The organism is Streptomyces sp. NPDC001914, assembly GCF_042891215.1.
Taxonomy (GTDB): Bacteria; Actinomycetota; Actinomycetes; order Streptomycetales; family Streptomycetaceae; genus Streptomyces.
Genome location: NZ_JBIASW010000001.1, coordinates 404,968 through 431,130 on the forward strand (window position 1 = coordinate 404,968; position 26,163 = coordinate 431,130).

Annotated in this window: 24 protein-coding genes; 9 read left to right on the plus strand and 15 right to left on the minus strand. The window is 72.2% G+C overall.

The genetic code is table 11. The features are described 5' to 3' along the window. Window positions 1-38 precede the first annotated feature (38 nt). From ACFYYF_RS01855 to ACFYYF_RS01880, 6 genes are all read right to left on the minus strand, one after another. A complete protein-coding gene (locus tag ACFYYF_RS01855; RefSeq protein WP_388770298.1) occupies window positions 39-2,069 on the minus strand; it encodes a beta-galactosidase in 2,031 nt (676 codons plus the stop codon). After that, the gene (locus tag ACFYYF_RS01860; RefSeq protein WP_388770300.1) at window positions 2,066-3,409 is read right to left on the minus strand and encodes a glycoside hydrolase family 36 protein; all 1,344 of its coding nucleotides are present in this window, start codon (window positions 3,407-3,409) and stop codon (window positions 2,066-2,068) included. Before ACFYYF_RS01860 ends, ACFYYF_RS01855 begins: the two co-directional genes overlap by 4 nt. Before the next feature lie 48 nt (window positions 3,410-3,457). After that, window positions 3,458-4,354 (minus strand): carbohydrate ABC transporter permease, encoded by an 897-nt coding sequence (locus ACFYYF_RS01865; protein ID WP_365494932.1) that lies wholly within the window; start codon window positions 4,352-4,354, stop codon window positions 3,458-3,460. Further along, entirely contained in the window at window positions 4,351-5,331 is a 981-nt protein-coding gene (locus ACFYYF_RS01870; protein ID WP_388770303.1) for a carbohydrate ABC transporter permease, read from the minus strand. Before ACFYYF_RS01870 ends, ACFYYF_RS01865 begins: the two co-directional genes overlap by 4 nt. Before the next feature lie 8 nt (window positions 5,332-5,339). Further along, window positions 5,340-6,650, minus strand: a complete 1,311-nt coding sequence (locus ACFYYF_RS01875) for an ABC transporter substrate-binding protein (protein ID WP_388770306.1) — start codon at window positions 6,648-6,650, stop codon at window positions 5,340-5,342. A 739-nt stretch (window positions 6,651-7,389) separates the two neighbouring features. Then, window positions 7,390-8,364: a LacI family DNA-binding transcriptional regulator gene (locus ACFYYF_RS01880; RefSeq protein ID WP_365494980.1), complete on the minus strand. Its 975-nt coding sequence runs from the start codon at window positions 8,362-8,364 to the stop codon at window positions 7,390-7,392. A 359-nt stretch (window positions 8,365-8,723) separates the two neighbouring features. Here ACFYYF_RS01880 and ACFYYF_RS01885 point away from each other — a divergent pair, with 359 nt between their 5' ends. Next, a complete protein-coding gene (locus ACFYYF_RS01885) occupies window positions 8,724-9,881 on the plus strand; it encodes a hypothetical protein (protein WP_388770308.1) in 1,158 nt (385 codons plus the stop codon). A 149-nt stretch (window positions 9,882-10,030) separates the two neighbouring features. Here the strand turns inward: ACFYYF_RS01885 and ACFYYF_RS01890 are convergent, their stop codons facing one another. The 7 genes from ACFYYF_RS01890 to ACFYYF_RS01920 form a co-directional block, all read right to left on the minus strand. Further along, window positions 10,031-10,636, minus strand: a complete 606-nt coding sequence (locus tag ACFYYF_RS01890; RefSeq protein ID WP_388770311.1) for a GPP34 family phosphoprotein — start codon at window positions 10,634-10,636, stop codon at window positions 10,031-10,033. A 266-nt stretch (window positions 10,637-10,902) separates the two neighbouring features. Continuing rightward, window positions 10,903-11,025, minus strand: a complete 123-nt coding sequence (ykgO, locus tag ACFYYF_RS01895; RefSeq protein ID WP_361693717.1) for a type B 50S ribosomal protein L36 — start codon at window positions 11,023-11,025, stop codon at window positions 10,903-10,905. Between the two features lie 40 nt (window positions 11,026-11,065). Then, window positions 11,066-11,326: a type B 50S ribosomal protein L31 gene (locus tag ACFYYF_RS01900; RefSeq protein ID WP_388770313.1), complete on the minus strand. Its 261-nt coding sequence runs from the start codon at window positions 11,324-11,326 to the stop codon at window positions 11,066-11,068. A gap of 76 nt (window positions 11,327-11,402) precedes the next feature. Beyond that, on the minus strand, window positions 11,403-11,567 hold the full coding sequence (rpmG, locus tag ACFYYF_RS01905) for a 50S ribosomal protein L33 (protein WP_361693721.1): 165 nt from the start codon (window positions 11,565-11,567) through the stop codon (window positions 11,403-11,405). 434 nt (window positions 11,568-12,001) lie between these two features. After that, entirely contained in the window at window positions 12,002-12,736 is a 735-nt protein-coding gene (locus tag ACFYYF_RS01910; RefSeq protein ID WP_388770315.1) for a DUF4232 domain-containing protein, read from the minus strand. Window positions 12,737-12,865: 129 nt separating this feature from the next. Beyond that, entirely contained in the window at window positions 12,866-13,189 is a 324-nt protein-coding gene (locus ACFYYF_RS01915) for a hypothetical protein (protein ID WP_388770318.1), read from the minus strand. 490 nt (window positions 13,190-13,679) lie between these two features. Next, entirely contained in the window at window positions 13,680-14,534 is an 855-nt protein-coding gene (locus tag ACFYYF_RS01920) for a hypothetical protein (protein ID WP_388770320.1), read from the minus strand. Window positions 14,535-14,833: 299 nt separating this feature from the next. Between ACFYYF_RS01920 and ACFYYF_RS01925 the strand changes: the two genes are divergently transcribed. The 5 genes from ACFYYF_RS01925 to ACFYYF_RS01945 all read left to right on the plus strand — a co-directional run bounded on the left by ACFYYF_RS01925 (window position 14,834) and on the right by ACFYYF_RS01945 (window position 20,372). Then, a complete protein-coding gene (locus ACFYYF_RS01925) occupies window positions 14,834-15,538 on the plus strand; it encodes a response regulator transcription factor (RefSeq protein WP_388770322.1) in 705 nt (234 codons plus the stop codon). Next, window positions 15,535-17,025 carry a sensor histidine kinase gene (locus ACFYYF_RS01930; protein WP_388770324.1) on the plus strand — a complete coding sequence of 497 codons (1,491 nt, stop codon included), beginning with the start codon at window positions 15,535-15,537 and terminating at the stop codon, window positions 17,023-17,025. The genes ACFYYF_RS01925 and ACFYYF_RS01930 overlap by 4 nt, the downstream gene beginning before the upstream one ends. A 47-nt stretch (window positions 17,026-17,072) precedes the next feature. Then, complete coding sequence (locus ACFYYF_RS01935; protein ID WP_388770325.1) at window positions 17,073-17,498, plus strand: hypothetical protein; 426 nt, start codon at window positions 17,073-17,075, stop codon at window positions 17,496-17,498. Beyond that, on the plus strand, window positions 17,498-17,692 hold the full coding sequence (locus ACFYYF_RS01940) for a hypothetical protein (RefSeq protein WP_361693737.1): 195 nt from the start codon (window positions 17,498-17,500) through the stop codon (window positions 17,690-17,692). The genes ACFYYF_RS01935 and ACFYYF_RS01940 overlap by 1 nt, the downstream gene beginning before the upstream one ends. Before the next feature lie 307 nt (window positions 17,693-17,999). Beyond that, complete coding sequence (locus ACFYYF_RS01945; protein ID WP_388770328.1) at window positions 18,000-20,372, plus strand: SpoIIE family protein phosphatase; 2,373 nt, start codon at window positions 18,000-18,002, stop codon at window positions 20,370-20,372. Window positions 20,373-20,488: 116 nt separating this feature from the next. On the opposite strand, the gene ACFYYF_RS01950 is transcribed toward ACFYYF_RS01945, so the two are convergent. Both ACFYYF_RS01950 and ACFYYF_RS01955 read right to left on the minus strand, forming a co-directional pair. Continuing rightward, window positions 20,489-21,730, minus strand: a complete 1,242-nt coding sequence (locus ACFYYF_RS01950) for an NAD(P)/FAD-dependent oxidoreductase (RefSeq protein ID WP_388770330.1) — start codon at window positions 21,728-21,730, stop codon at window positions 20,489-20,491. A 402-nt stretch (window positions 21,731-22,132) separates the two neighbouring features. Beyond that, on the minus strand, window positions 22,133-22,480 hold the full coding sequence (locus ACFYYF_RS01955) for a PRC-barrel domain containing protein (protein WP_361693743.1): 348 nt from the start codon (window positions 22,478-22,480) through the stop codon (window positions 22,133-22,135). 477 nt (window positions 22,481-22,957) lie between these two features. On the opposite strand from ACFYYF_RS01955, the gene ACFYYF_RS01960 reads away from it, so the two are divergent. The 3 genes from ACFYYF_RS01960 to ACFYYF_RS01970 all read left to right on the plus strand — a co-directional run bounded on the left by ACFYYF_RS01960 (window position 22,958) and on the right by ACFYYF_RS01970 (window position 26,115). Further along, complete coding sequence (locus ACFYYF_RS01960) at window positions 22,958-23,119, plus strand: hypothetical protein (RefSeq protein WP_361693745.1); 162 nt, start codon at window positions 22,958-22,960, stop codon at window positions 23,117-23,119. A gap of 84 nt (window positions 23,120-23,203) precedes the next feature. After that, window positions 23,204-24,742, plus strand: coding sequence for a GT4 family glycosyltransferase PelF (gene pelF, locus ACFYYF_RS01965; protein WP_388770333.1), 1,539 nt, complete (start codon window positions 23,204-23,206; stop codon window positions 24,740-24,742). Next, complete coding sequence (locus ACFYYF_RS01970; protein WP_388770335.1) at window positions 24,739-26,115, plus strand: hypothetical protein; 1,377 nt, start codon at window positions 24,739-24,741, stop codon at window positions 26,113-26,115. The genes pelF and ACFYYF_RS01970 overlap by 4 nt, the downstream gene beginning before the upstream one ends. The last annotated feature ends 48 nt before the right edge of the window (window positions 26,116-26,163 follow it).

The following is a 26,163-nucleotide window of genomic DNA, read 5'->3' on the forward strand; positions in this document are numbered from 1 at the left end:
CCGGTCGGTCCCCGGCACCGGTCCTCACCGCGCAGGGACTACAGCTCGGCCTCCCGCGGCTCCCTGACCACCGCCACCTCCCCCGGGTCGACCCTCAACGAGCCCGACAGGGGCTTGCCGGTGAGGAGTTCCGTGGCGTTCGGGGGTACGGGGAGTTCCGCGCCCCGGCCCGTGTGGTCGATCACGAACACGTAGTCGGCGTCGCGGCCGCGGCGGCGGACGGTCTCCACTCCCGGGGGCAGGCCGTCGGCACCGGTGACCCCGGCCTCGGTGCGGATGCGGTCCAGCAGTGCGGTGAGGGTGTCCGGGTCGGGAAGGGTCGCCAGGTACCAGGCGGTGCCGGCTCCGTGGGTGTGTCTCGTCACCGCCGGGACGCCCGCCAGCGGTCCGTCCGCGTACGTGGCCACCGGCTCGGCGCCGTTCAGGCGCAGCCGCTCCGACCACAGCGTGGCCGTGGCGCCCGCTGGCACCTGGCCGGTCAGGCCGGCGGACTCGCCGGGCAGGAGCGGGAAGGGTTCGTCGCCCCGGACACCGAGTGTGTCGCGGAACGCCCCCGGGTAACCGCCCAGTCTGATGTGGCAGTTCTCGTCGACGGCTCCGCTGTGGAAGCCGATCGCGAGGGTGCCGCCGCGCTCGACATGGCCGGTCAGGTTCGCCGCGCCCGCCTCGTCCACGAGGTAGAGGCTCGGGGCGAGGACCAGCCGGTAGGCGGAGAGGTCCGCGTCCGGGCGGACGAAGTCGACGGCAACGCCGGACCGCCACAGCGGCTCGTACCAGGCACGGACCAGGTCCTTGTACCGCAGTTCGCCGCTGGGCTGGGAGGGCAGCTCCAGTGCCCAGCGGGCGTTCCAGTCCCAGACGACGGCGACCTCGGCCGTGCCGGTGGAACCGCGCACCTCTGCCAGGGCCTTGAGATCGGCGCCGAGGCGGACGACGTCCTGCCAGATGCGGCTGTCCGTGCCCGCGTGCGGGAGCATCGCCGAGTGCCACTGTTCGGCCCCGGCCCTGGCGGCCCGCCACTGGAAGTAGGCGATGCCGTCGGCGCCGTGGGCCACATGGGCGAGGGCGTTGCGGCGCATCTCGCCCGGGACCTTGGCCCGGTTGACGGGCTGCCAGTTCACGGCGCCGGTGGAGTGCTCCATGAGCAGCCAGGGCCCTCCGGCCAGCGACCGTGTCAGGTCGCCGCAGAGCGCGACGTCGATCTCGGAGGCCGGGTCGGCGGACATCAGGTAGTGGTCGTTGGAGACGATGTCGAGTTCCGGCGCCCATCGCCAGTAGTCGAGCGCGTCGAAGGTGTCCATGACCATGAAGTTGGTGGTGGCCGGGGTCGAGGGGGCGGCCGCGCGCAGGACGTCGCGCTCCGCCGTGTACAGCGACAGCAGTTCGTCGGAGCAGAAGCGGCGCCAGTCCAGCTGGTGCGTGGGGTTGGGGACGGCGCCGGTGGCGCGGGGCGGCAGGACCTCCTCCCAGTCGTAGTACCACTGGCTCCAGAACGTGGTGCCCCAGGCGTGGTTGAGCGCCGCGAGGTCGTCCTCGTAGCGTTCGCGCAGCCAGCGCCGGAACGACCGGGCGCTGGTGTCGCAGTAGCAGGCTGCGTTGTGGCAGCCGTACTCGTTGTGGACGTGCCACATCACCACGGCCGGGTGGGTGGCGTACCGCTCGGCGAGGGCGGCCGTGACGCGCAGGGCCGCCGTGCGGTACGCGGGGCTGCTCGGACAGAACGTCTGCCTGCTGCCGTACGTCTGGGTGCGGCCGTCCCGGTCGACCGGGAGCGCTTCGGGGTGCGCCCGGAAGAACCAGGCGGGCGGGGCGGCCGTGGGGGTGGCGAGGTCGGCGGCGATGCCGTTCTGGTGGAGGAGGTCCAGGAGCCGGTCCATGCGGGTGAAGTCGAACCGCCCCTCGGCGGGCTCCATGAGGGCCCAGGAGAAGATGCCGACGCTGACCATGGTGACGCCGGCCTCGCGCATCAGGCGCATGTCCTCGGCCCAGATCTCCTCGGGCCACTGTTCGGGGTTGTAGTCGCCGCCGTAGACGATGCCGGGGACGGACAGGGTGCGTTCGGGTGTCATGCCGCCCCTCCCGAGGCCGGTGCGTGGCCGAAGGACAGCAGGCGGCGGGTGGTGGCCACGCCCCACTCGTCGAGGGACAGCAGGCGGTCGCTGGAGGCCATCAGGCCGTCGGTGGCCTCGACATGGGCCGCCCAGCGTTCGCGGGTCTCGACGGCGGGCCGGGCCATCAGGCAGTCGGGGTCGTTGATCCACAGGCGCCGGTGCTGCCACTGGCGGCCGGCTCCGGTGAACTCGGCCGCGTCCTGGCCGGGTTGGCTGTAGTCGTCGGCCTCGGGGCGCCGGTGCGGGGCCGTGTCGGGGCTGACCCGCATCGCGTCGAACAGGCCGATGGACGGGAGGATCGGCGCTCCGCAGCCCAGGAGGTGGGCGTCGGGGCCGATGGCTTCGCGGATCAGGGCGATCGCGTCGCGGTAGGCGGTCAGCGCGTCGCCTCCGGAGTGCCGGACGCCGTCCAGGGCGCCCGCGTAGAGGAAGTCGGTCTTGAAGTAGTCGTAGCCCTCGGCGCGCAGGGTGGCGAAGACGTCGGTCAGATACGCCCGGGCCCCGGGGTGGGTGGTGTCGAGGGCGTACAGGTCGTGGTTCCAGTTGTGGCCGGCGTGCAGTGGGGCGCCCGCCGCGTCGCGGACCAGCCACTCGGGGTGCAGTGCGGCGAGTTCGCTGTGCGGGGCCACGAGGAACGGGGCGGTCCAGATGCCGGGTCGGCGGCCGCGTGCGCGGATGGCGTCGGCGAGGGCCGCGCGGGAGCGGAAGCGGCCGGAGAGGGTGAGCCAGTCACCGAGCGCGCTCTGGTAGCCGTCGTCGATCTGGACGACGTCGACGGGGAGGTCGAGGGTGTCCATCGCGTGGAGGTTCTCGTGGATGTCGCCCTCGGTGACGGCGGTGAAGTACTCGTACCAGGAGCACCACACCGTGGGTGCGGGCCGCGGGGCGGGGACGGCGAGGGCGTCGGCCCACGCGGCGAGCGCGCCCTGGATTCCGTCCGGTCCGGAGTACGAGGACTCCGTGACCGGGCCGTCGGCGCTGATCCCGGCACGGCCGTCCTGGACGGTCAGCCGGATCGAGGGCACGGCGGCCGCCGGGTCGGGCGCGGCCCACAGCCGGACCGGGGAACCGTCGCCCGGGTCCAGCGCGAGCAGTCCCTCGCCCTGGAAGGCCCCGGGCGGCACGGTGCGGCCGGGCCGGTAGCAGACGGTCGCCCAGTTGTCGTTCGTCGGGCGGTACGGGGTGGCGTCGAGCGCGTAGGAGCCGCTGGGGCTCCAGGACTGCCAGCCCTCCTCGTGGACCCGTGCGGTGCTCGGGTCCACGGGTACGGAGGCTACGGGGGTGAAGGATGGGGGCACGTCGTTCTCTTTCACGTGGAACCGCCTGGGTGTTCGGACGGGGTCGTCTCAGCCCTTGTTGGCGCCGAGGGTCAGACCGCTGACGAACTGCCGCTGGAGCGCGAAGTACACGACGAGCGTGGGGATCGCGGTGAGCAGGGCGCCGGAGGCGACGAGGTTGGGGTCGGTGAAGTACTGGCCGGACAGGTTGTTCAGGGCCGAGGTGATCGGCATGTTCTCGCCGGTCGAGATCAGCACGAGCGCCCAGAAGAAGTCGTTGTAGATCCAGATCGACAGCAGGGTCGCCAGGGCCGCCATCGCGGGCTTGCACAGCGGCAGGGTGATCTGCCAGTACAGCCGCCACACGGAGGCTCCGTCGACGAGCGCGGCCTCGGTCAGCTCGTCCGGCAGGGAGCGCATGTAGTTGCTGAGCACGAACGCGCAGAATCCGGACTGGAAGGCCACGTGGATCAGCACGAGGCCGAGCGCGGAGTCGTACAGCTTGCCGCTCTGCGTGATGCCCGGCAGGTCGGTGAGCAGGTACAGCCGGTACAGCGGCGTGATGATGACCTGCTGCGGCAGCAGATTGCCGGCCGTGAAGACCAGCAGCAGCGCCAGGTTGAGCCGGAAGTCGAAGCGGCTGACGTAGAACGCGACCATCGACGACAGGAACAGGGTGAGCAGGACGGCCGGCACCGCGATCAGCAGGGTGTTGACGAAGTAGTGCGTCATGTCCGACTGCTCGAACGCGTTCGTGAAGTTGTCGAAGTTCAGTGTGTCGGGCCAGGAGACATAGCCCTTGTCACTGGTCTCGCTGTACGGGCGCAGGGCCGAGAACATCGCCCACAGCAGCGGGGCGAGCCAGGCCAGGGCGGTCCCGGCGAGGAAGACGTGCAGCAGGACGCGGGCGGGGCGGACGGGCGCGCGCCGCCCGGTCGCGCCGGACGCGAGGGTGGGGGCGCTCACGATCGCCGCTCCTTCCGGAAGGTGGCCACCAGGTACGGGATGATCACGACGAGCGAGATGATCAGCAGGACCACGGCGATCGCCGAGCCGTAACCGATGCGGCTGGACTCGCCGATGATGTTGTTGGTCACCAGGATCGAGAGCAGCTCGGTCCCCTGGGCGCCCTTGTTGAAGACGAAGACCAGGTCGAAGGCGCGCAGCGCCTCGATGATGGTGACGACCAGGACGACGGTGTTGGTGGGGCGCAGGGTCGGGAAGATGACGTGTCTGAACGTCTGCACCTCGTTGGCGCCGTCCAGCGCGGAGGCTTCCCTGAGGGAGGGGTCGACGCCCTTGAGGCCGGCCAGGTAGAGGATCATCATGTAGCCGGTGTGCCGCCAGGAGGCCGCGACGAGGACGGCCCACAGGTTGAGGTCGGGGTCGCCGATCCAGTCGACGTAGTGGCCTGGCTTGTTGGCGCCGATGAGGCTGTTGATGAGGCCCGTGTCCGGGTTGTAGACGAGCTGCCAGACGAAGCCGATGCACGCCATCGAGATGACGACCGGAAGGAAGAACGCTGTCTGGTAGACGCGGCTGAAGCGGATCCGCTTGTCCAACTGGACGGCGAGGAAGAGGCCGAGCGGCGTCGGGATCAGGATGAGGACGGCGAACCAGATGATGTTGTGCTGGACGGCGGGCCAGAACTGCGGGTTGTCGTTGAAGAGTTGCTTGAAGTTCTCCAGCCCGACCCACTTGATCGAGTCGAGCCCGATGCCGTCCCAGGTGGTGAAGGCGAGGGCGATGGAGGCGAAGGCGGTGACCCAGACCAGGGCCACGTGCAGGACCGTGGGCACGCCCGCCATGAGGGCGAGCGTGAACCGGTCGCGGCGGGTCAGCAGGCGCTTTCGGCCCCGTGCGGCCCGCTTCGGTGCGAAGGCGGGGCCCGGAGGCGGCGCGGGGGCCGCCTCCGGGGACTTCGTCGTGGTGTCGGTGGTCATGGCGTCGCTCACTGGGTCGCGAAGATCTGCTTCTTCTGGCGCTCGATCGACGACAGCAAGCCGTCCACGCCCTTGGGGTTCTGGAGGAACTTCTGGAGTCCGGGCTGCATCACCGTCGCGGTGAAGTCCGGCCGGGAGTCGCGGTCCATGAACTGGGTCAGGGACTTGGCGGCCCCGATCATGTCGAAGGCCTTCTTCTGGAGCGCCGAGTACGCGGAGGTGTCGGCCTTGCTGGAGGCGGCCACGACACTCGGGTCGCCCTTGAGGTAGAGCTCCTCGGCGGCCGGACTGCCCATGTACTCCAGCAGCTTGACGACACCGGCGTGGTTCTTGGGGGCCTTGCTGACCATGAGGCCGTCGGTGGGCGCCTCCACGGTGTCCTGGCCGTAGGCGGAGTTGATCTCCGGGAAGGGGAAGAAGTCGAGGTCGTCCAGGTCGTCCTTGTTGGTGAACTGCTGGGCCACGAAGGTGCCGAGGAGGTACATGCCGGCCTTCTTGGCCACCAGCGTCTGGGCCGCGTCCTGCCAGGTGCGGCCCATGAAGCCGTCCTGGTGGTACGGAAGGAGCTCGGCCCAGTGGTCGAAGGTGGCCTTGACCTTGGCGTCGGTCCAGGAGGCCTTGCCGGCCATGAGCTGGACGTGGAAGTCGTAGCCGTTGAGACGGAAGTTGATCTGGTCGAAGGTGCCCATCGCGGGCCAGGCGTCCTTGTCGCCGAAGGCTATCGGGACGAGCTTGTCCTTCTTCATCCGCTTGCACAGGGCGATGAGTTCGTCCCAGGTGGTGGGGACCTCGTAGCCGTGCTTCTGGAAGACGCTCTTGCGGTAGAAGACCGCCCACGGGTACGTGGTCATCGGCACGAAGTAGTACTTGCCGTCCTCGCCCTTGCTGAGCTTGTGCATCGCCTCGGGGAAGTTGTCCCCGATCTTCGCCCACACGTCGTCGATCGGTGAGGCGAGTTTCTTGGCCGCGAAGAACTGCATGCGGTACCCGGCGAACCAGTTGAAGACGTCGTCCGGGGTGCCCTGCAGATACGAGTTGATCTGCTCCTGGAAGGTGTTGTGGTCCTTCGTGTTGATGTCGACCGTGATGCCGGACTGCTTCTTGAAGTCCGCGTAGACGTCGGCGAAGGCCTTCTTCGGCACGGCGTCGGACGCGTTGGAGCCGACGCTGACCGTCTTGGGGTCCGACGCCGTGCCGCTGCCGCCGCAGGCGCTCAGCAGGGGTACGCCCGCTCCGAGGGCGACCGCTCCGCCGATTCCGCGGATGAGGGTACGACGGCTGGGTGTCGGGGCGGACAGTCCCGAGAGGGGAAGGTGCATGACGGCTCCTGAGGGCAGGGTTCGGTCGAGTTGGACGGCGGGGAGGCCGGAAATCGATCAGAAACCAACTCGACCGAACAACGTGGCCGTAATGACAGCCTCATGTCGCCACGACGTCAAGACCTCGCACCCGCCTTGCCCGAAACGTGACCGACACGACACGGACCACCCTGACGGGCCAGGGGAAAGACGCGCCCGTGACGGGCGCAGGTCGCCCGCTCCGCCACCTCGCCCGGTCCGCGAGCTCTCACACGGCAAGCGGCACGGCAGACGGAATGACCGCACCAGTGATGTTGGCTTTAGCGACGGAGTCACCCAAAAGCAAACAACGACTGGTGGATTCTGTTTACAGGCAGCACACATCGCCGCGAGGGCGATTCCCCGCCAAATGCGGCAGATTGATGATGGGTCATGGGGCTGCGCACCCCCGGCCGGCCTTCGTCCGCCCCTCAGTCTCGCCGAACGTAATCGATTACGCCATGGTCCCACGACTATCGATCCGGCAAAGGTGTGGAACGGGACACGAACGTCCGGAACAGAGGTTCACGGCCGCCGGACGGACGCGTGCCGTGAAGACCCCGACGGGACGCGTGCCGTGCGGGCCGCGACGGGACGCGTGCCGTGCGGGCCGCGCCTCTCGCACCGACGACTCTTGGACCAACGACCGTCGGATCGACGCCCCTCGGCCGACGACTCTCGGCCGACGCCCCTCGGCCGACGACTCTCAAGCCGATGACTCTCAGACCGACGCGCGCACCACGAACGTCGTGCCGACCCGCACGGTCCTTCGCACCGTCCGGCCGTCGATCTGTTCCATGAGGAGCCCGGCCGCGACGCGGCCCACCTCACTCGCCGGATAGCGGATGGTCGTCAGGCGCGGGCGGACGAGCGAGGCGAACTCGATGTCGTCGTGCCCCACCAGCGACACATCCCCGGGAATGTCGAGCCCGAGACGCTCGGCCGTGTCCATCGCACCGACGGCCGTGATGTCGTTGCCGCACAGCACCGCCTCGGGCCGGAGCCGTGCGCGCATCAGCCGCTCGAAGCCCTCCGCTCCCGCCTCGCGGGTGTGCTCGCCGTGGACGACGTGTTCCGGGGCGATGCTCAGGCCCGCCTCGGCCGCATGCCGCCGGACGCGTTCCAGGCGCGGATCGCCCCCCGCGGCGTCCAGCGGCCCGGCGATCACACCGATCCGCCGCCGGCCCGTGGCCGCCACGTGCGCCAGCGCCTCCCGGACCGCGCCGTCGGCGTCGGGGGTCACCAGATCGACGTCACCGAACGGGACGTCGGCGCTGACCACCGCCGGGATTCCGGCCGTGCGCAGCACGTCGAAGGCGTCGGCGGGAAGCCGGAACGGGGTCATCACCACGCCGGCGAACCGCTGGTGCACCGCTTCCTGGAGCAGCGCCTCCTCCTCGTCCCGCCGGGCTCCCGTACTGCTCACCAGCACGTGGTAGCCCCGCCCGCGCAACTCGTCCTGGATGGAACGGGCGAGCAGCGCGTAGAAGGGGTTGGCGATGTCCGGCACGACGAGGGCGACCATGGTGGACTTGCCCGTACGCAGGCTGCGGGCGACGGGGTTGAGGGAGAAACCGAGCCGCTCGATGGCCGACTCGACCGCCGTGCGGGTCTCCTCCGTGACCGGTCTTTTTCCGCTCAGCACATACGAGACGGTGGCGGACGAGACTCCCGCGGCTCGCGCCACGTCACTCATGGTCACCCGCTGCCGCATCCGCGTCCGCCCCTTCTCCGACCGCAACCCTACCGGCGCCCGCCCGCCGGTGGGGACCCGCCGGTCGCGATCTTTCCCGCATCCGCGCAGGTCCGCGCCCCCGACGGACCGGAAGGCGGTCACCGCCGCTCTTGGCACGCGGGCCGCGCCGGCATGCCGTTCCCTCGATCGGGGTCCGGTCCGGATTCTTCGCGATGACCCCAATTCGGTCAATCGTCAACGAAAAACGCATAGTAACCCGATGGCGGAGGTCCGTGATCCCGAGGGGCCTCGCCTCCCGGCTCACGACCAAAGGCGACCATACTGGGAGGGCACACCACACCCCAGCAGCAAAGTGACTCATGCCGAAGTCCTCCACAGAGCGTCTCACCGCCCCGGAAACGGTCTGGCTGGCCGCCGGGCGCCACACAGGTCCCGCCCCGCAGGCGGCCATCCGGGAGCACCTGCGGGAACTGAAGAACAGTGAAAGGATCCAGGACTTCCTGGAGAAGGAGAACACCACGGCGCCGGACGGGCACGTCTTCGAGGCGCGCTGGTTCGCCGAGGACGAGGTGACCGTGCGGGCGCGGCTCACCACCGACGGACGCGCGCACGTGGACGGCGAGCGGCGCTGGACGCTGGCGGCCGAGGCGGAGCGGCCCTGGGATCCCGGGTGGCCCTCCCCCGCCGCACTGCTCTGGCCCGAGCGCGGCGGTCTCGCCTGGGACCGTGACGCCGCGGCCGGGCTGCTGCTCCAGGACGTCAACCCGCTGCCGAAGGACGACGCGGTGCTGCGCCGTCTGCTCAAGGACATCGCCCGGCACAGCTGGAGCATCAACGTCGTCGTGCACGAGGCCATGACCCCCGACGCCGAGGGCCGCCTTCCGCTGGTCCGGCTGCTGCCGCCCGCGCTGCGGCACCGCGTCGTGGAACACCGGGCCACGCCCGAGCAGTTCCACGCCGTCAACTGGGCGCTCGGCGACCTCGGCACGTCCGTACCGCGCGGCGGTGCCGTCATCCTGTCCGGCACGCCCGGCCGGATCGGGTTCGACGAGCAGGCGTTCCGGGTGCGCAGCGTCTTCCTCGACGGCTCCCGGCCGACGGAACTCCTCGACAAGATCGTGCAGTTCGCGGCGCTGCCCTGGCAACTGCCGGACGACGCCGCGGCGGCGTTCACGGCACTGCGCGAGGAGTGGAGCCTGCTGACCCTCGAGGAGGAACTGGTCCACGCGCGGGCCCTGGCGGCCTCGTACTCCGAGGCCCTGGAGGCGATGACGAAGTCGCGCGACCTGTACCGGGAGGCGACCGAGCTCGCGCACGCGGCGCTCGCCGAGATGGCCGAGTACCGCGACGCGGCGTCGACCGCGCGGGGTTCCGTGCCGGGGCAGGACAAGCACCCGCTGACGAAGACGCTCCAGCGCGTCACGGACTCGCTGATGCCGCGGCGGGCGCAGCGTGTCGACGCCCATCTCCAGGAGGCGCGGGAGAGCGAGCGACGGGCCCGCGAGGCTTCCGAGTGACCCGGGCGCGGGGGAACGGCAGGCCCGCCGCTCCCCCGCGCCCGGCACCCTGAACGCCCGGCCCTGGTGACCTGCCGGGCACGGCGTTCCGTCCGTTCACCACGGATCGAGCACGGATCAACCGCGGACCGCCCGCGGCCCGGATCACGTCACGCGCCGCGCCAGATGTTGGCGAACGCCGCGTTCTCGATGGCCCGGCGCTGGCGGACGGCCTCCAGTTCCATCACCGCGTCGTGCACGGCGACCAGGACGGTCGTCACCGCCTCGTCCTGGACCCACGAGTTGCCGTCGCTGTCCTCGGCGGGGATGCCGACGACCTCGGCGAGCGCGGCGAGGACGGGCTCGTCCGCCGCCCAGCGGTGCATCGCCCGGCTGCGGGCCGGCGAGTCCACCAAGGCCATGCGGTCGGGGCTGAAGGACAGCCGGCCCCGTCGCTGCCGGATGAGCTGGCCCGCCTGTTCGAGGTCGGTCTGATAGGCCTTGGCGAGATCGCGCCCCCGGCGCCAGAGCCAGTCCTCGACACGCTCGTACGGGGCCTGCCGCACGAGCGAGGACGCCGCCTCCCCCAGGAGACGGTCGTCCGTGGCCGGCTTCCTCGCCGGCGTCAGTCGGTCGCCGTCCAGGGTGACGACCTCGTCGGCGAGGAGATCGATCACCTCGGCTCCGGCGAGGGCGAGCGACAGGTCACCCTGCCCCACAGATCGTTCCGGCTCCTTGTCCATCGTGATGATGAACAGGTCCCTGGCCGTGGTCACGAACGGCTCCCCTCGGAGTACTTCGCCCAGCGCGACCGTCACGCATCGGATCCAGCGCATCCACCGCGCCGCTCCCCGCGGGCGATCCGTCGGCCGCGGAGGAAGGGCACGTCACGCTCGTGATCGTAACTCCCGGCATACCGGTGCGTCAGTGAGCCGCGGGCTCCGCCGGCCGGTCGGCGACGTACCGCGCCGTGACCGGCACGGACAGGTCCGGCCGACACGCGGTGTGTCGGCCGGACCGGAGACCCTGGGCTGATGCGCCGTCAGCCCTGGCGGGCCTTCAGACGCGGGTTCTTCTTGTTCACGACGAAGACCACACCGCGCCTGCGGACCACCTGGGCCCCGGGCATGGACTTCAGTGAGCGCAGTGACGCTCGTACCTTCATGGCTCCTCCTCCTTCTGCCGAACTCGGCGCGCCCCGGCGGTCAGTGCCGGTTCGACGCCGTGCGGCCGTAGCGGCGCTCGAAGCGCTCCACGCGGCCGGCGGTGTCCAGGACCCGCGACTTACCGGTGTAGAACGGGTGGCTCGCCGACGAGATCTCGACGTCTACGAGCGGATGGACGGCGCCGTCCTCCCACTCGATCGTCCTGTCGGACCGCGCGGTGGACCGGGTCAGGAACGCGACGCCGGCGGCGCGGTCCCGGAAGACGACCGGACGGGATTCGGGGTGGATGTGAGGCCTCATGCGGTTCCCTCCTCGGTTACGGCTGGTTCGTCGGCGGACACGGTCTCCGTGTCCGCCGGGAATGTCCGGCGTGCGCTCAGCGCTCTTCCCTGAACGCGACGTGCCGGCCCGCCAGCGGGTCGTACTTGCGCAGGACCAGCCGGTCGGGGTCGTTCGCCCGGCTCTTGCGCGTCACATACGTGGCGCCGGTCCCGGCCGTCGACCTCAGCGTGACGACGGGGCGCGCGGTACTGCGTGCCATGAGGTCCTCCTTCACCCACCATGCACGAGCCTTGACTCGCGCATGCCAATCAGTTACGTGAGCTGTAACAGCGCACCCGGTCCCGGCATTCCCGGACCCCGGACGTGGCGTGCGACACGCCGGACCCGGCATCCCGGACGACGACGAGGCCGAGGATTCCGAGGGCCTGGGGTCCGGGCATCTCCCGGCGCCGCCGTGAGGTTCCGTTCCCTAGGACCGGACCGGGTGCCTTCCATAGGTCCGGCCCGGCGCGTGACTGCGGTCTCCGTGCGCCGGGCCGCGACGGGCACGGCGCCGCTCCGGCAGCCTGGGGACGGGTTCGCCGGACGCCCCACCCTGACGGGCGCCGGCCGCCGCCGGTTCACGGCCGTGGCCGGCGGTGGCCGGCGCCCCGGCGGCGCCCCGGTGACGGTCGGGTGGCGGTCGGGTGGCGGTCAGGCAGGCTTCTTCGCGGTGACGGCCGTGACCGTCACCTTGTCGTCACACTCGGCCACCACGCCGCCGCCCTCGACGGCGAGTTGGTGCGCACCGCTGGAGGGAAGGCCCACCACGAGGGTCGGGTAGCTGACCGGGGTGGACCCGGACACGCAGTAGCCGTCGGCCTCGCCCTGGACCTGGACGAACGTCAGCTTGACCCATGCCTTCGCGGCGGGCGCGAGCACCACCTGGGCCGAGGGGCCCGTCCGGGTCACGGTCAGCGGCTTGTTCTTCTCGGGGGAGCCGTTGGCCGCCCCCGCCACGGTCGGGTACCCCTGGAGGGCGCAGGTCGCTCCGGACATGTTGGTGAACTCGACGACGGTGGCGCCGGTTCCGGTGCCCGAAGGCCGTACGTCGGCCTGGTACATGAACGCCTTCATGGACTCCGCGGCGCACGTCTTGGTCTTCGTCGCCGGTGTCGCGGTGGCGGGGACCGAGGCCGGGGCCTTGGGCGAGGAGTCGCCCGCGGGCTTGGCCGAGGCGCCCGTCCCACCGGAGGGCTTCGCGGTCGTCGGGGAGCCGGGGGCCGAGGCGGCCGGCTTCTTCGCCGTGCCCGACGGTGAGCCCGTGCCGGAATCCGCGGCCTCCGGGCCCGGCTGGCAGGCGGTCATGAGGAGAGTGGCCGCCGACATGGCCGCCATGGCCAGTGCGGCTCCGCGGACACGCGACCCGGCGTGCATCCCGTACTGCATGAGGTCCCCCGATTGAGATGTTCAGGTGCCGGACGTTCACCGGCACTCGTCGCTGTAGATCGACGCACGGCTCCGGTGGTTCACGTGCGCACAGGCCTGTGACACGACGGTGACGCCACCGGAGAGGTTCTAGCCGTTTCCCAAGGTCAGCGACAGGCGTTGCGCGGTGGTCGAGGTGGAGGTGAACTCCCGGCAGTCCACCACAGCTCGCGTGGCTCCGGTCACGGCCCTGACGAGGTCCAGTCGGAGCGTCGGGCCCCCGCCGGTGACGAGGCGGGCCTCCATCCACGTCGTGGTGGCGCTGACGTCCGTGCGCCGGGTGCGCTCCCCGGTCAGCAGGCGTGTCGTGCCGTCGGCGGACGTGGTGCGCAGGACGGGGACCTCGGCCAGGTCGGCCGTCAACGTGCCGTCGTCGCGCAGGGTCCAGCGGGCCGCGCGCAGCCGGTCGGCCACCTCCTGGGCCCGGGCGCGGGTTCCCGAGAGCGGATCGGCGGAGGTGACGGCGAGGGTACGGAAGGTGCGGGGGCCCCGCGAGTGATCCGGAGTGCCCCCCGGGTGGCGACGGCTTTCCGGCCGTGAAGGCCGGGAACCCCGGCGGACCGCTCGGATCGCCCGGCGCGGCACGCCGGGCGCACGCCGTGGCCGTCGCCCCGGCCCCGGCACCGGTTCCGGAGCCGTCATCGGTTCCGGAGCCGCCATCGGTTCCGGAGCCGCCATCGGTTCCGGTCCCCGCTCCGGAATCAGTTCCGGTGCCGGAGCCGCCGCCGGGTACCCGCGTGGCCGGGGCTGCCGGTCCCACCGCGTCCCCGGCGAACACTCCGCCGTCCGGCCGGGAGGCGAGGGGCAGCAGCCCGACGAACAGGACGACCGCGGGAAGCAGCACGGCAGCCACGTACACGGTCACGGGCCGAGCGGACGGTGTCCAGCAGGTCCGGTGTCGTCATCACGAGGCCGTGCCGTCGAAGGTGAACCTGAATGCGACCACGCCGTCGGTGGTGCTTCCCTCGGCGGTGAGCGATGCCCCGGATCCGTCGAGGCGGCCCGTGAACGTCGTGCCCGCGGCCAGGGCGTGCGGGAAGCCGCCGGGCATCTGGCCGAGGTCGGAGCGGCACGCGACGAGCAGGCCGGGCCAGTTGAGCAGGTTCAGGACGACGGCTTCCCGGGCGTGCGGGTCCGTGAGCCGTGCGTCCAGCTCGCCGTCGGACCAGTCGATGTTCCAGTAGGTCAGCAGGAGATTCGGGTCCCGGTAGTTGCCGGCCAGGTCCTGGCTGGAGACCGTGCTGACCGACGACGACCTGAAGGACACAGCTCCGGCCTGGGAGGCGTAGCCCGCCGCGAACACCATCGAGAACGGGTTGCCCTCGGTCTGGTCGCCGCCGCTCTCCGGCCGCCCCAGGTCGAGGGTGCTGTTCATGGAGTAGGTCCGGCTGTCCGCCAGGCGCCGGGAACCGTCGGTGGAGCAGTAGTCGTAGATGTCGACGGAGATGCTCGCGGTACCGCTGTACGCCTTGCCCCACAGGGCCGACGCTCCCGAACCGCCGTCCGACACCGCTTCCTGGGAGGCGGCCGTCGTCGCGGCCTGCACGGTCGGTGTCTCCGTCGGCGTCGCCACGTCACTCACCGAGGGCGTCGACTCGGGCGTGGACGCGGCCGGGGACGACGGCGCCGCGGACGCCAGGACGCCGGCTGAGGCCGTCGAGGCGTCGGCCGCCGGAGTGCCGTGGTTCCCGCACCCGGCCAGGGACGCGCACAGGAGTCCCGCGCAGACCGTCGCGATCAGCCGGACCCGGGCGTTCATGGGCCTTCTTCGGACCCGCGTCATGGCAGCCATGACACCCCTCCCCACACTGGGCCACCCCCCACGAGCACCCAGAACACGCGGGACATTACGCTGCGCTGACCTGTCCTCACCCCCCGCGATGTCCTTTCGTTACCGTTTCGTGCCTGGCCACGGCCATGGATGGGGCGGACCACCGCGTACCGGGCCACAACGTCGGACGGGGTGGACCGCGCGGGTCCGCCGCCAGGCCTCTGGTGCACCATGGGCGACGAAACGGCCGGCCCGACCGGTCCGTTCGTGCGAGCTGGGGTGTGCTGATGAGCGGAGATCGGGGCCGAGTCCTCGTCGTCGACGACGACGCGGCGATACGACGGTCGCTCGAACGCGGTCTGCGGCTGGGCGGTTTCACGGTGGACCTCGCCGACGGCGGCCGGTCCGCGCTGGAGGCGGCCCGCCGAACACCGCCGGACGCGATCGTGCTGGACATCTCCATGCCCGGCCTCAACGGGATCGACGTGTGCCGGACGCTGCGCGAGGAGGACAACGACGTACCCGTCCTGATGCTCTCCGCGCTCGACGAGACCGGAGACCGGATCGCGGGGCTGCAGGCCGGCGGGGACGACTACCTGGTGAAGCCGTTCGCGCTGCAGGAACTGGTGCTCAGGCTCCAGGCGCTGCTGCGGCGCCGGCCGCCGAGGGACACCGACACCGTACGGGTGGGCGGGCTGTCGCTGGATCCCACGGCACGCACGGTCGCTCTGGACGGACGGCAACTGGAGCTGACCCGAAGGGAGTTCGAGCTGCTTCATGTGCTCGCGCGCAACGCGGGCATCGTACTGAGCCGTGATCAGCTCCTCGACCGGGTCTGGGGGTACGACTTCGATGTGCGCACCGACGCGGTGGACACGTTCGTGAGCTATCTGCGGCGCAAGCTGGAGGCGGCGGGCCGGGCCAGGATCATCCACACCGTGCGGGGCGTGGGGTTCGTGCTGCGCGACGACGGTCCGGAGGCCGGACGATGAGGCTGTCCACCCGCATCGCCCTCGCCGTCGGCGCGACCGTGCCGGTCCTGGTGCTGGCCACCGGCTGGCTGCTGCTGCGGCTGGTCGCGGCGGATCTGCACGACCAGCAGGACGCGCACCTGCGGCGGAGCGCCGCGGCCGTGGCGAAGGACGCCCGCGGGCTGCTGCGCGCGAGTGCGGCAGACCGGTCGGCCGCGGTCGAACGGGCCCGCGAGAGAAGGCTGTTCACCTCCGCCCTGGATGTCGGCGTACGACTGATCGGCCCGTCGGAGACCTACACGGGAGGCCCGCAGCCGGACCAGGGCGCAGCGCTCCCCGCGAGCGCGCCGGTGCCGGTCACGCTGCGGACCGGCGGGGACTCCTGGCGGGTCCTGTCGATGAGGGTGTCCGGTACGCGTCCCGGGGTGCGGGGCACGCTCTGGCTGTTCGCCCCCGACACCGCCGCGGACACCCAACTGCGCCTGGTCCGCAGGCGCGTGGTGTCGGTGGCGCTGCTCGCCGCGCCGCTGTCGGGGCTGCTGGCCGGTGCGGTGGCGGGCCGCGCCAGCCGTCCGCTGCGGCGGCTGCGGGACAGCGCGAGCGGCCTGGATCCGCGGACCAGCACCGCGCGCCTCGACCACGTGCCGGCGCGGATCGCCGAGGTCGACGATCTGGCGCACACGCTCCAGACGGTCCTGAGCCGCTACGACGAACAGGCCGCGCGGACCGAGGAGGCACTCTCCACCGCCCGTTCGTTCGCCTCGGCCGCAGCGCACGAACTGCGCACCCCGTTGATGAGCATGCAGACCAACCTGGAGATCCTGACGGGGCATCCGGCCCTGCCCGCTCCCGACCGCGCCGAGGTCCTGGACGACCTGCACCGCGAACACGCCCGGTTGCTGGGGCTGTTGGTCATGCTGCGCGAGCTCGGCCGCGGTGACCTGGTCGAGGCGGACGCCTTCGGTCCGGTGGACCTCGCGGACGTCGTCGAAGCGAGCGTGCGGGAGCAGCGGCGGCGCCATCCGCTCGCGCACATCGCCGGCGACTGTCCACCGGGACTGCGGGTCCACGGCTGGGAACCGGGACTGCGCACGATCCTGGACAATCTCCTCACCAACGCGCTGGTGCACGGCGGTTGCGCCGACGGACGCCCCGCGCACATCGCCGTCACGCTGCGCGCGAGCGGCGACCACGCGGTCCTGTGCGTCGACGACCGAGGGCCGGGGATCGCGCCCGAGCGGCGCGCCGCTGTCTTCGAGCGCTTCGAGCGCCGCCCGGACAGTCCGGGCTCGGGCCTCGGGCTCACCCTCGTCGCCCAGCAGGTCGACCTGCACCGGGGACGTGTCCGAGCCCTCGGACAACCGGCCGGAACGGGGACCCGGATCGAGGTCGTACTCCCCTTGCACGAGGGTGGGACCGGCGCGGAGGCGACGCTCCCCGCACAGCGCAACTGGGTGATCACGACCGCCGGTGTCCGGCCACAAGAATTCCACAAGGACGACTCCTAGCGTCCCGGTCGTGCGGGCAACCGCCCCAGGACGATGAGGAGTTCAGCATGGCGAGGACATGGAGGAAACCGGCGGCACCGAGGGCGAGGAAGGCCGTCGTCTCGCTGGTGGCGGTCGGTGCGCTGCTCGGCGCCGCGGGCGCCGCGTCGGCCGACGGCACCGGGAAGCATCCGTCGGGCGCGCCGACGGGTGACGGCGCGAAGGCGCTCTGCAAGCGTGCGCCGAAGATCGACCGGAGGATCGACCGCATCCTCGACCGGCTGAACGGCGATGCCTCGCAGCGCGGTTCCATCGCCAGGCTGGAACAGCGGGTGGCCAACGCCAAGTCCGCCGGGGACACGCAGATCGAGACCTACCTCGACCACCGGCTGACCTTCCGGCGTTCGCTCGTCCCGACCCTGGAGAGCCGCCGGAAGGATCTCACGGACGTCCGGAACTGGTGCGCGAGCCACGACGGCGGGGCCGGCTCCTGATGCGCGCGGGACGTGCGGCACTGGCCCTCACCGTGGCCGCGCTGCTCCTGACCGCGTGCGGCGGCTCGGGCGACACCGGGGGCTCCCCCGCGTCGCCCGGCCCGGTGTCCAGCGATGTCGCCCATCTGCAGAAACTGGTCGACGACGCGGAGTCCGCGGCGAGCTCCGCCGAGTCGGCCATGGCCGGCGACTGACGCCGCAGACACGTTCGCCCGGCTCGACGGTGACGGTGACGGCGACGGCGGCGGTGACGGCGGCGGGACCCACCGCATCGGCGGCCTCGGTCACGCAAGCCCACCGCTGCCGCCGGTGCGACGGCCGGCCCCGGGCCCTCCGCCGCACCGGCGGGCGGCCATCCCACGCCGTAGAATGATGGTTTTGTGGGCCAAAACGACCGAAAAGGACGCAGCTCGCGACATGATCTCCGCCGGTGAACCAGCCGCCGCCCCCGCCCCCCGGCGCGGGGGTGCGCGGCCGGAGGCGCGGCGGAGGTGATGTCCGGTGACCGCCGCCACTTTGCTGATGGTCGTCGACGGCGCGGGCGTCGTCCTGCGATGGAGCCCCAGAGCGCGCGAGATCTGGCTGCGGTCGGACTCGGAGGCCGTGGGACGCACGGCGCTCTCGCTGGTCGCGCCCGACCTCGGGACCCCCGGCGAGGACTCCGGCCACGGCAGGAGCCCCGGATCCGGTCCCCTCGTCATCCATGACGTCGACGGCAGCCCGGTGGACCTGCGCATCCGGGTGGTGCCGCTCTCCGACGGCGCCGTCGCCTGGGGCGTCTTCGAGGAGGGCGACGACGCCACCCGCCTCGACACGCCGACCGCGGTCTTCGACATCCTGCACGCCAACACGCACGAGGCGTTCATCGTCGTGGACCCCGCGCTGCGTGTCCTCAGCGTCAACGAGGCGGCCTGCGCGCTGGTCGGCGTCACGGCGGAGAAGGCTCTCGACCGGCCGGTCGCCGAGGTGTGCCGCCCCGCCCGTCCCGAGGAGTTCGAGGACGTCCTGCGGCGCGTCCTCACGGACGGCACGCCCCTCAGCGACTACCCCGTACAGCTCGAACCGGTCGACGCCTCGTCCCGTGAACGCTTCGCGGACATCTCGGCGTTCCCCCTGCGGAACGCGCGGGGCGTGGTCCTCTCCCTGACCGACGTCACGGAGTCCGTTCGGAACAACAGGCGTGCCCAGGCACTCGGTTCGGTACGGGAGCGGGTGGGCCGGAGCCTGGACGTCGTCACGACCTGCCAGGAACTGGTCGAGGCGCTGGTGCCCGGCTTCGCCGACATCGCGGTGGTCGAGGTCGTCGACGCCGTGGTGCGGGGCGAGGATCCTCCGCTCAGCCCGCTCGGGCGCGACATCCCGCTGCGCCGCGCGGCCTTCCGCGTCGACGGCCCCTCCCACCGGGCGCAGGCCCATCCCGTCGGCGACGTGCGGGCCGTGCCGGCGCCGACGCCGTACTCGCAGGTGCTCAGCGATCTCAGACCGCGGACCGTCACCCTGGACGAGAACACGCCCTGGCTGGACACCGATCCGGAGCGGGCCCGCGCCATCCGCGCCTCCGGCGCCCGCGTGCTGCTCACCGCCCCGTTGGCCCTGCGGGGCGCCGTACTCGGACTGCTGAGCCTGTATCGCGTACGACCGCACGACTCGTTCGACGAGAACGATCTCGCCGTCACCGGGGAACTGGCCGCCCACACCGCGCTGAGCATCGACAACGCCCGCCGCTACACCCGCGAACACACGATCGCGGCGGCGCTGCAGCACCATCTGCTGCCGCCCGAGCCTCCGTCCCAGACGGCCATGGAATTCGCGCCGCTGCACGTCCCGGCCGACGCGGGAGCGGGCACCTGGTACGACGCCTTCGGCCTGCCCGGGGCGCGCACCGCCCTGGTGATCGGCGAGGTCGGCGGAAGCGGCATCGACGCCGCCACCGCGATGGGCCAGATCCGGACGGTGATCCATACGCTCGCGGCGCTCGACCTGGATCCCGACGAACTGCTCGCCCGCCTCAACGACGCGGTGGTGCGGCTCGCCCACGAGCGGGAGGCCCTGCCGGCAAGCGATCCGCTGCGCGGGCAGCCGCTCAGGGCCGGCTGTGTCTACGTGGTCCACGATCCGCTCGAGGAAACGTGTGTCATGGCCTCCGCCGGCCACCCGGCGCCCCTCGTCGCGCATCCCGGCGGTCTGGTGCACATCCCGCAGATCCCGACGGGCCCCCTGCTGGGCAGCCGGGACGGGCCTCCCTTCGCCACCGCCTCCGTGCCCGTGCGGGACGGCAGCGTGCTCGCCCTGCGCACCACGTCGTTCCCGGTCCCCGACAGCCCCGCCGACGACCGGGCGACGGGCCCGCTGGGGGTCGCGCTGACCCGCCTGGACCGCCCCCTGGCCGACATCCGGGACGACGTCCTGTACCGGCTGCGCGACACGACGGGCCACCACGACGTCCTTCTGCTGCTCGCCCGCACCCGGGCCTTCCCTCCGGACCGGGTCGCCACCTGGGACCTGGACTTCGTGCCCACGGCCGCGTCGACGGCACGGCACCACGCCCAGGAGCGGCTCGGTGAGTGGCGGGTCGACGAGGAGACCGCCTTCGCCACCGAGCTGATCGTCAGCGAACTGGTGACCAACGCCCTGCGGTACGGGGAGCCGCCGATCCGGCTGCGTCTCATCAAGGACGCCACGCTCACCTGCGAGGTCAGCGACGCCGGCGGAGCCGCACCGCGTCTGCGGCACGCCCGTACCGCCGACGAGGGCGGCCGCGGCCTGTTCATCTGCGCGCAGATGAGCCACAACTGGGGCATCCGCTACTCCGCCCCGGGCAAGACGATCTGGACGGAACAGACGCTGGCTCGGGGTCCGGGGTCAGGGGTCTGAAGCCGGGGTCAGGAGTGCGTGCGCCTGGGGTCCGGGGCCCGGGTGCCCGAGGTCCGAGGTCCGAGGTCCGAGGTCCGAGGTCCGAGGTCCGAGGTCCGAGGTCCGAGGTCCGAGAACTACCGTGCCAGGTCGGCCGCGACCTCGCGTGCCGCGCGGGCTCCCGAGGCCAGTGCGCCCTGGACCGAACCCGTGGCCCGGTGGTCCCCGCACACATAGCGGCCGGGGGCCACCCGGGCGGTCCGGCTGAGCGGCTGCGGGGGCGGCATCGCCGGCAGGGCGTCCGGAACGGTGCGGAGGGTCAGCAGGTCCCAGTCCCCGGTGTCGGTGCCGTACACGTCGGCGAGCGCCTCGCGCAGCCATGTCTCCCGGCCCTCCTGGTCGTGACCGAGGACCGAGGTGGCGATCAGCGACATCCCGGGCGGGGCATAGCCGCGCACCACTTCGCTCAGGACGCAGGTGTTGAGGAAACGCCTTCTGGTGTCCGTCAGGAGGACGGGTTCGGCCAGCGGCGTACGGGTCGCCGCGTGGTAGTACGTCGTCACGACGCGGTAGTCCGGGAGGCCCAGCCCCGGCAGCAGCCGGGCGGCCGGACCCGGACCCGTGGCCACGACCACGGCCCGCGCGGCGATCTCGCCCCCGCCGTCCACCTCGACCCCGTCGTCCGTGAGCCGCGTGACCGGGGTGCCGAGGCGTACGGCGTCCGGGGGCAGCCCCTCGGCCAGCAGGCGCGGTACCGCCCCGATGCCGGCGCCGGGCAGGCACAGGGTCCCGCGCAGCATGCTGCGCCAGACGAGATGGAACACGCGGCCGGAGGTCTCCAGTTGGTCCTCCAGGAAGACCCCGGACAGGAAGGGCCGGAAGAACCGCTCGACGAACTCCTCGGAGAACCCGGCCGCGGCCAGCGCGGTGCGGGTCGTCCGGTCCTCCCCTCGCTTGAGGCATCCGGCGGGGGCGAGCATGTCCCGGCCGGACAGCGCGGCCAGCGCGATCAGGTCACGGGTCCCCGCGAGACGCCCCGGGCGCAGGTCGCCCAGTCGCCTTCGGCCGCGGGTGGGGTCGTCGAAGCGCATCGGCCCGTCCTCCGTGTGGACGAGGACGCCGGGCGTGAAGGGCCGCAGCCGCAGCTCGCGCAGGGGGAGCCGGCGCCGGACCTGCGGGTAGGACGTGTTGAAGACCTGGAAGCCGCGGTCGACGACGAAGCCGTCGTGCGCGTCGGAGCGCATCCGGCCGCCCACGCCGTCCGAGGCCTCCAGAACCCGGACCCCGAGGCCGTACCCGGCGAGATCGCGGGCGCACGCCAGGCCGGCGAGCCCGCCTCCGACGATCAGGACATCGGGCACACCGCGCTTCGCGGTCATGGGCACCATCCTCCGAGCAGCCGGTCCGTCCGCGCGCCGGGTGGCGCGGCGGGGTGGTCCGGGCACAGGACGGCGGCCCCGCGCCGTCGCACGCGCCCTCCTGAACCGATCTTCCCGCCGGGCCCGCCGGTCGGATGCGGGGCCACGCCGGTGATCGCCCCCGCGTCCGGAGGAGGCCGTCGCGCGACGCGGCGCGAGGTTCGGGGGACGGGCTCCGGGGCTACGGGCTCCGGTCTTCGGGATGCCCGATTCCGGGATTCCGGGACGGGGAGACGCCCTGGCTGGAATAGATCGGCATGGCCGGATGTTGGCCCCTATGTGACGCGGAGCGGCCTCCGCACACCAGGTAAGCGGCCCCGGCTGGTCTCCCCCGTCCAGCCGGGGTCCCCTGTATGTACGGCGTCAGTGACCGGAGCCGTAGTGGCCGCCGAGCTGGTCGCGGTAGTGCGGGTCTCCGAGATGCTTCTCCTTGTCGAACTCCGGTGCCGCCTTGATCTCGTCCTTGGTCCGGGCGACGTGGACCGTCCTGTCCTCGTGGCTGATCGACGTGATCGTTCCGGCGGGCAGCAGGACCTCCTTGCCGAAGATCCAGATGCCGGTGTCGACGACGATGTACTGAGAACCGACGACGTCGGAGTGCTTGTCGACCTTGCCGATGTGGCCGTCGGAGGCCTCCACCCGGTAGCCGGACAGGTCGGCGTCGGGCGTGTGCCCGCTGGTAGGGGCGTAGCCCCAAAGGTTCTCGTTCACGAAGAAGTCCTCCCACTCTTGCTTTCCGCTGAAGATCGACGGGTGTCCCCTTCCGGGCCGCTGACACCCCCGGCACACGGATTCTTCACAGACCCGGTTCGCGGTGGCCTGAAACCGACGATTCAGCCGGAAGTCGTCGCGCCGGCGGCCACTGGCGCCCGGACGGGGCGGACCGCGACGTTCCGAATGCCGAGGACCCCTTTCCGGGCAGGCACAGTAACGTTTCACTAGGTAATTGCCCGGAAGCTCACAGTGATGACCGCCCCGTCGACGTGGTGCTCGATGGCCACCCGTTCGGTTGACGTGCTTTTTCGTCATGTCTCGCGGCAAGCACACGAAAGCTCCACAGACAGACCACTATGTGACGCGACGAACGCGTCGACGACCACGTCTGAGGGGGGCTGTGGCGTCGCGCCAGGGGGTGACCGGCTCCACGGGAGCAGCACTCACCCCTGCCCGGGGAGGGGACTTCACCGCATGAAGCGGACCATTCGCGCGACCGCGCCCACGGCCGGCGCGCTCATCGCCTCGTCCGGCCCGCCGGCCGGAACGACGCACGCGAACACCGCGCAGGTACCCGTCAGCGACGACCGGCCGACGGGCCTGCCCGAGCGGGCCGCCTGCAGCCCGGACGACTGAGCCGCGCACCGACCGAAGATCCCGTCCGCGCCTTCGCGGACGGGACGGGCCCGACCACCCCAACCTCGGCCGTGGAGCACAACCATGCACGTTCCCCGCGGCGCGCGCGGCATCGGCACGACGCGCGTCACCCTTCTCACCGAAGGCACCTACCCGCACAGTCACGGCGGCGTCAGTGTCTGGTGCGACCAACTCGTCGACGGCATGCCCGACTTCGACTTCGACGTCATCGCCGTGACCGGCACCGGACGTGAACCGATCGTGTGGGACGTTCCCGCACAGGTCGCGGACGTCGTCGCCGTCCCCCTGTGGGGAACCGCGCCCGCCGGCCGCCCTCCGCGCGGCCGGCGGCGCAGGCAACTCGCCGACGCCTACGAGCAGTTCCTGACCGCTCTGCTCGATCCGTGCGCCGAGGACGGGTTCGCCCCCGCGCTGCACGCGATGGCCGGGGCCGCGGCGGCCGGGACGCTGAGTCCCTTCCTGCGCGGCGACCGGGCGATCGGTGTCCTGACCGGGGTGTGGAACCGCCCGGGTCTGGCCGTCCGCGAGGCCCGGCCGACCCTGCACGACGCCATCACCGCGACCGCACTGCTGGAACACGCGCTGCGCCCGCTCACCGCGCCGCTGCCCGAGCACGGGGTGGCGCACGCGGTCAGCGGAGGCGTCGCCGTACTGCCGGGACTGGCCGCGCTCGAACGGCACGGCGTCCCGCTGCTGTTGACCGAGCACGGTGTCTATCTGCGCGAGCGCTACCTCGGCTACCGCACGGCCCCCTACCGCTGGCCGGTCAAGGCGCTCGTGCTGGGCTTCTTCCGGCTGCTCGCCGAGGAGACGTACCGGCGCGCGGCCCTGATCACCCCGGGCAACCGCTACAACCGGCTGTGGGAGGAGCAGGGCGGCGCCGCGCCCGAGTCGATCCGTACCGTCTACAACGGCGTGGACCCGGCCGCCTTCCCGCCCGCCGGTCCGGAGCCGGAGCGGCCGACACTGAGCTGGGCCGGGCGCGTCGACCCCATCAAGGACCTGGAGACCCTGATCCGGGCGTTCGCGCTCGTACGGACCCAACTCCCGGACGCGCGGCTCCGGTTGTTCGGCGGCACTCCGCGCGGCGGAGAGGCCTACCGCGAGCGGTGCGAGGCGCTGGCCGGTGAGCTGGGACAGGCGGAAGCGGTCACCTTCGAGGGCCGCGTGGACGACATCAAGGACGCCTACGCGGCGGGCAGTGTCGTGATGCTCTCCAGCATCAGCGAGGGCTTCCCGTTCACCCTGATCGAGGCCATGTCGTGCGGGCGGGCGACCGTCTCCACGGACGTGGGCGGGGTGCGCGAGGCCGTCGGCGACAGCGGTCTCGTCGTCCCGCCCCGCGATCCCGCCGCCATGGCCGCCGCCGCCCTCGAACTGCTCGGCGACGCCGGGCGGCGCGCCTCGATGGGCGAGGCGGCCAGGCTGCGTGTCATCGAGCAGTTCACGCTGCGGCAGACGGTCGACACGTTCCGGACCATCTACCTCGAACTGTCGGCGCTCGGCCGGGCCGTACCGCGCGTTCCCGCGCGGGCCGACGCCCCGCACGCGGTACCGGTCGGCCGGGTGGCCGCGTCCAGATCGAGGAGCCTGGCCGGATGAGCGGACCGATGGCGCTGGAACCGGGCGGCACCGGCGGCGACACGCTGTCCCTGCGGCTCGCCGACGCCCGCACGCCCGCCCGGTCCGGTCCCGGACCGGGTGCGGACCGGGACGCGGTCGACCGGCTCGCCGCCGAACTGGCGGACGGCATCGGTCCCGCGGTCCACCCGTACGAGGTGGCGGCCCTGCTGGAGTCGGAGGGGCTGACCGCCGAGGTGATCCAGGAGCGGTACGGGCATCCGAATCTCTTCTCCCTCGCCTCCGCGCTGTACGAGCGGGTGCCGCGCGCCTTTCCGGAGCCACCGCGGCCCGCCGACCCCTGGCGTCCGGACCATGTGCGCTGCGCCCTGCGCGGGGCGCTGTTCGCTCTGCCGGGGCTCGGCTACCTGCTGACCGCGCCGCTGTGGCACGCGGGCCGTGATCTCCGCGTCCTGGTGGTGGCCGGGCTCGTCTCCTGGGCCTGGGGCCAGGCTCTCGGACACCGCGCCTACGTACGGATGGCCACCGGCCGCGGGGAAGCGGGCCGGACCCTGCTCACGGGGGCGCCGCTCGGCGCGCTCGCCGCGACGGGGGCCGGGGCGCTGACCGCCGGGTCCGGCACCGCGATCGGGGTCGCCGCGGCCCAGTCGGCGTATCTCGCGGCGGCCGGGGTGCTGCTCGTCCTCGGCGGGGAGAGGCCGCTGCTGGCCGCGCTCACCCCGCTGATCGCCGGCGCGGCGGCGCTGCCCTGGTGGGACCCCGGGGCCCTGCCGCGGATCGGCCTGGCGCTGCTGTCCGTGCTCGGCGCTCTCGCGGCGGCCGGCCGGGCGCTGCGGACCGCGCTCGCCGCCTCCCCGGTCCCGGACGCGGCCCGTCCATCGCTGCTGCGGTCACTGCCGTACGGCGTGTTCGGGCTGGCCGCCGGGGTGCTGGTGCTGCTGGAGGGCCGGCAGCATCCGTTGGCCGTGGTCGTGCTGACCGTGAGCATGGGGCCGGCGGAGTGGCTGCTGTACCGGTACCGGGGGATGTCGGTGTCGGTCCTGCGGGCGACCGCGACGCCCGCCGCCTTCCTGCTGCGTTCGTCCGGCGTCCTCTCCCTCTGTCTGCTGCTCTACGTGCTCCCGCTGCTGCCCGCCGCCCTGCTCACGGGCTCGGAGCCGGCCCCGCTGCTGCTGCTCGCGGCCACGCTGTGGACCGCGCTGCTGCTCCAGGCGTTCGGGGCCGCCTGGCAGCCGGCCGTGGTCTGTCTGGCGGCGGCCTGCGGTGCGGCCTCGGCCGTCCTGCTCCGCTCCCTGCCGGGCGCCCAGGTGCTGACCCTGTCCTGCGGTGCGGCCTGCCTGTGTCTGGCGGTCTGTGCCGTACGGCTGCTGGGGCGGCCGGCCCCGCACGCCTGAACCGTCCCGCACAGCCCGTCCGGACCGATCCGGAGGGCCGCCGTGCCT